The sequence below is a fragment of the uncultured Legionella sp. genome (genome assembly GCF_937871865.1).
Taxonomy (GTDB): Bacteria; Pseudomonadota; Gammaproteobacteria; order Legionellales; family Legionellaceae; genus Legionella.
The window spans coordinates 1-3,438 of sequence record NZ_CALMPD010000035.1; the positions used below are offsets into that span (position 1 = coordinate 1).

A 3,438-nucleotide genomic window follows, 5' to 3' on the forward strand; every position below is an offset into this window, starting at 1 on the left:
GGCTTATTGAATTTTGCTTAGAGTAACTTTTCGTTCCAATGATTGTCACACCCCAGATTGTATGATCACCTCGCTATGAAAGTGATGTCTTTTGAACTGATTTATTATGTCAGGTAGTAATGCGAATTTAATACTAACTGAATTCATTTTTACAACAAAGCCTCCTTTCTCATGAAATAGTTTCAACAAAGAGCTTTGGGATTCCCTAAGAAGTTTATGTAAGGAGACATATGCTTAAAATAAAGTCTGTAAATAATTTCACTTCATACTTTTGTACGTTCGTATCTTCTTGCACCATTGTTTGCAGTTTGGCTGTTGAAGCCGGTTATGCTGGAACGATAGGGAAAAAAACTCAATCAAATCCAAAGATTAGACCTTTTCTTTCGTTATATGGAGGATTTGCTGCGGTTAATGGAGGAACGACGCAAACGTTGACAATGGATGGTGATTTTACCACCTATCAATATTTTGCTAAAAGGGCGGGGGCAGAGGCTATATTATGGGGAGGAACTGTAGGAGCCGGTGTTGAGCTAAATTCAAAATGGAATTTGCAGCTCGGAGTTAGCCTCTATCGTGGTGAGAATATTTCCAGTACAGGTATATTGGTACAAGGCGTCGATTCGCAATCTGCCGATAGATTCAACTACAGCTATCATCTAAAAAGCAGTCAGCTTTTACTTGAAGGAAAGTTATTAAGAGTTTTTAATAAAATTTATTGGCCTTATCTGTCTTTAGGGCTTGGGGCTACTGTCAATAAAGCCTCCGATTATCAAACAAATGTTCCTCGTTTCTTAACATTTACTCCATACTTTGCCGATCATAAAGTAACACGTTTTGCTTATAGCCTTGGTACAGGTATAGATGTTGCTGTTCACGAAAAAATTCGATTAGGAATAGGATATCGTTATGTTGATTTAGATAAAGCCAGCTTGGGGAATGGTTTAATTGATATAACTCCTATAACAAAAACACTAATACATTCAAATATTCATATGCATCAAGCTTTCTTACAAATAAGTTATGTAGTTTAATCCTGGATGAGAACAAATGAATAAAAACAATAAAAAGATTTCTTTATTAGTATTATTAATAGCATTCTTGTCCAATGCGGTTAGTTATGCACTTCCTTATAATGTCGTACCCAAAGCGGGAGTCTCATTACCTACACACATTATTTTAGGGAACACAGTAAACGCGTTTTATACAGTAACCAACAACACCAGTCGTACACTTCCCAATAGTTTTGTCAAATATTTACCACCTAACGTATCACAAGTAGTAAGCGATGCAAATCATCCTGACTTGTGTGGTACACAATTTACACTATCATCAGGTGCTAGTTGCACTTTGGAACTTACGATTTCGGGTGAGGTTAATCCAATAGCTCCTGATCCTCATCATCATCTTTTTGTTTGTAGTCCTAATGTTCCTGCTTGTGCTGGAACAAATTATCCTTTGGATGTTAAAGCAATCTCTCCAACAGTAAGTGGAGTAGTACAATCTGGAGCGGCCGTGTCGCAACCGCTTGTCAATGCCCATGTTACTATTTACAGGGCGGATTTGTCATCCTCAAGAGCAATCGGTGAGGGAGTAACAAATAATTCAGGGCATTTTTACATCTATATTCCTCCTGAAGAACTAGTTCAGGCAACTTCATTTTATGCTGTTGCACGGGTGGGTAATAATATTAAATTAGCAACAGTATTAGGAGGGGATATTTTGCCTTCTATAACTATCAATGAATTGACTACGGTAGGCGCTGCCTTTTCAATGGCACAGTTTTTTCACAATGGTCAAATTTTTGGAAAAAGTTTAGGCCTGAAAATTGCCTCAGGAATGAATGCTAATTTAGTCTCTCCGATAGATGGTCGTTTATCAACGGTGATTATGTCGTCTCCCAATGCTGATCAAACCAACACGAAACGTTCTCTTAATAATCTAGCTAACTTGATTGCTCATTGTGTACGAAATGTATCGAATGCTTGCACTATTCTTTTTAACTTAACGACAATTGATGGTGTTGTACCAACCAATACTTTGGATGCTTTGCTAAATATCGCTCATAATCCAGCAAATAATGTTTCTTTAATTTATAATCAATCAAGCCAACTCCCTGTTTATGTGCCTTTGTTGGCTAACTCCCCAGATGCTTGGACTTTGGCTGTAAAATTCAATAATTCAGGTAGTTTGAATGCTCCTTTTGGTGGAGCTGCTAAAACTATTTTTGATAAGTATGGCAATGCTTGGATTACTAATAATGTCGTTCAAGGAACCCCTGATTCCTCTCATTGGATCATGGTTTTAAAACCAAATGGACAGCCAGCCGACGGAGCTAATAATACTCCTGTCTCACCTATATTTGGTGGAGGGTTATTAGGGAATGCTTTTGGAATTACAATCGATACGAAAGGCTCCATATGGGCAGGCAATTTTGGTTGGGGTTCATGCAATGGTTGCTTACCTCCAGGTGGGGAAGGCAGTGTTTCTAAAATATCTTCAACAGGTATTCCCATTTCAGGAACACTTGGCTATGTAAATTATTTATACAGGGCGCAGGGTACAGTCTCAGATAAGTACGATAATATTTGGATTGCTAGTTATGGTAATGACCGGGTTGTCGTATATTTAAATGGAGATCCTAATTCTGCTGTTTATTTCCAACAACCAATAAACTCTGGGACTTTTGATATTGCTATTGCACAGGATGGTTCCGCCTGGGTTACAAGTACTAAGTCAGCTGTTATTAATAAATATATATTAACAAACAATACTCTAATTCAAACATTATCAATACAACTTCCAGCCGATAGCAGGCCTAAAGCTGTTTCCATCGATTCACAAGGCAATGCTTGGGTTGCTGCGACAGGAGCTGTTCTACAAACAGAACCAGCTATACTCAGGATCACTCCTCAGGGAGCTGTGACTTCGTACAATGATGGGCGAGGTGGTGTCTCCGCTCCTTGGGGAGTAACTATTGATGGAGATGACAATATTTGGGTGGCAAATTTTGAACCGGAAAATAATACGATGCCCATTAAATATTCAATTTCTAAGCTCTGCGGTATTAATCCAGCAAAATGCCCTAGTGGATTACAAACTGGTGATGCGATATCCCCTGCAACAGGTTACACTCTCCCTAGTGCCGGTAGTGAAGTATTATTAGCCGATGGCACTCCTCTTAATGGGATTGGAGGACCGCCTAGTTTCCATCCGCTCATGCGATTAACACATGCCATTTCAGATCAGGCGGGGAATGTCTGGGCTGCAAACAATTGGAAACCACTCCCGTACAGTGAAAATCATTTTAATCCAGGTGGAGATGGAGTAGTTGTATTCATAGGGCTTGCTTCGCCACCGAACGTGGACTAATTCACAAAAAAAGTTTTATTACATTCGCTGCGAGCCATGGATAGCCGAAGGCTAGGGCGAGTAGTCCCT

2 protein-coding genes are annotated in these 3,438 nt (G+C 39.3%); both read left to right on the forward strand.

Annotation, left to right across the window (positions count from 1 at the left end; genetic code table 11):
* Nucleotides 1-230: 230 nt before the first annotated feature.
* Nucleotides 231-1,031: an outer membrane beta-barrel protein gene (locus Q0495_RS02205; RefSeq protein ID WP_298622576.1), complete on the forward strand. Its 801-nt coding sequence runs from the start codon at nt 231-233 to the stop codon at nt 1,029-1,031.
* A gap of 16 nt (nt 1,032-1,047) precedes the next feature.
* Nucleotides 1,048-3,369, forward strand: a complete 2,322-nt coding sequence (locus Q0495_RS02210) for a hypothetical protein (RefSeq protein ID WP_298622578.1) — start codon at nt 1,048-1,050, stop codon at nt 3,367-3,369.
* Nucleotides 3,370-3,438: the final 69 nt, after the last annotated feature.

Coding starts and splice junctions, on each gene's coding strand:
- Q0495_RS02205 (WP_298622576.1), top strand. CDS start 231: ATGCTTAAAATAAAGTCTGTAAATAATTTCACTTCATACTTTTGTACG.
- Q0495_RS02210 (WP_298622578.1), top strand. CDS start 1,048: ATGAATAAAAACAATAAAAAGATTTCTTTATTAGTATTATTAATAGCA.